The following is a 1,365-nucleotide window of genomic DNA, read 5'->3' as shown; positions in this document are numbered from 1 at the left end:
ACCCACACCGCCGCCCCCGTCCCCCGGAGCGCCACCAGAGCCATCGCGGCGGCGACCATCGGCAACGCCCTCGAATGGTTCGACCTCGCGGTGTACGCGCTGATGGCCGCGCACATCGGCCGCACCTTCTTCCCCAGCGGCGACCCCGGCGTCCAACTCGTCCAGGCGTACGCCGTGTTCGGGGTCACCTACCTGATCCGGCCCCTCGGCGGCCTCCTGCTCGGCGCCTACGCCGACCGGCACGGCCGCAAGAAGGCCCTGATGCTGTCGATCCGGCTGATGCTCCTCGGCACGCTGATGCTCGCGGTCATGCCCGGCTACGACACGCTCGGCATCGCCGCGACGATCGGCGTCGTCGTCGCCCGGCTCCTCCAAGGGTTCGCGGCGGGCGGCGAGTTCGGGGCGGCGACCTCGTTCCTCGTCGAGCAGGACGAGCGCCGCAAGAGCTTCCTCGGCAGCTTCCAGTTCGCGAGCCAGGGCCTGTCGACGCTCATGGCGGCCGGGTTCGCGGCGGGCCTCACCGCCGTACTGAGCACCGGGCAGATGGACGCCTGGGGGTGGCGGGTTCCCTTCGTCTTCGGCCTGCTGATCGGGCCCGTCGGCTACTTCGTGCGGCGCTACGTCGAGGAGTCCCCGGCGGCCCCGCGCGAGCCGCAGGCCAAGTCGCCGATGGTGACGGTGTTCCGCGACCACTGGCGTGGGCTGCTGATCGCCGGGGGCGTGCTGGTCGTGTCGACGGCCGTCAACTTCATGCTCCAGTACCTCCCGACGTACGGGATCAACGAACTCGGCCTCGACGACTCGCTGTCCTTCACCGCGCTCCTCATCGCCGGGGCCGTCCTCACCTTCGTCACGCCCGTCGTCGGCCTGCTCGGCGACCGGTACGGGCGGCTGCGCCTCATGGTCCCGGCCGCGCTGCTCCTCGGCGTCTCGGCGGTCCCCCTGTTCCTGTGGCTCACGTCCTCCCCGACGTTCCTGACCCTCGCCCTGTGCACCACCGTCCTCGGCCTGCTCAAAGCCCTCTACTTCGGCACGCTCCCCTCGGTGATGGCCGACGCGTTCCCGGCCCACGCCCGCGCCACCGGCCTCTCCTTCAGCTACAACACGACCGTCGCCGTCTTCGGCGGCTTCACCCCGACGATCGCGGCGGCCCTGACGCAGGCGACGGGGTCCGGAGTAGCCCCCGGGTACTACCTCCTGGCCACGGCCCTGCTGAGCGTGGCGGCGCTGGGGGCGGCGGTACGGGTGGGAGGCATCCGCTGAACAGAAGCAGCCGCCCACCAACTCCCCGGCGGCCACCCCCGACCCGGTATCCTCCGGCGCCATGACCACCCCCCTCCCCAGACTCACCGACGCCCACCGCCG

The 1,365-nt window shown here is 72.0% G+C and carries 1 protein-coding gene; it reads left to right on the top strand.

Annotated elements, in window-relative coordinates; genetic code table 11:
- Positions 1 to 1,263 (top strand): MFS transporter (locus AOK24_RS44805; RefSeq protein ID WP_055725521.1); only part of this gene is annotated, 1,263 nt, incomplete at its 5' end.
- Positions 1,264 to 1,365: the final 102 nt, after the last annotated feature.

Origin of the sequence: Streptomyces niveiscabiei, assembly GCF_001419795.1 — a bacterium.
GTDB lineage: Bacteria > Actinomycetota > Actinomycetes > Streptomycetales > Streptomycetaceae > Streptomyces > Streptomyces niveiscabiei.
Note: the sequence above shows the minus strand (reverse complement) of the source record. Positions and strands in the feature narration are given on the sequence as shown.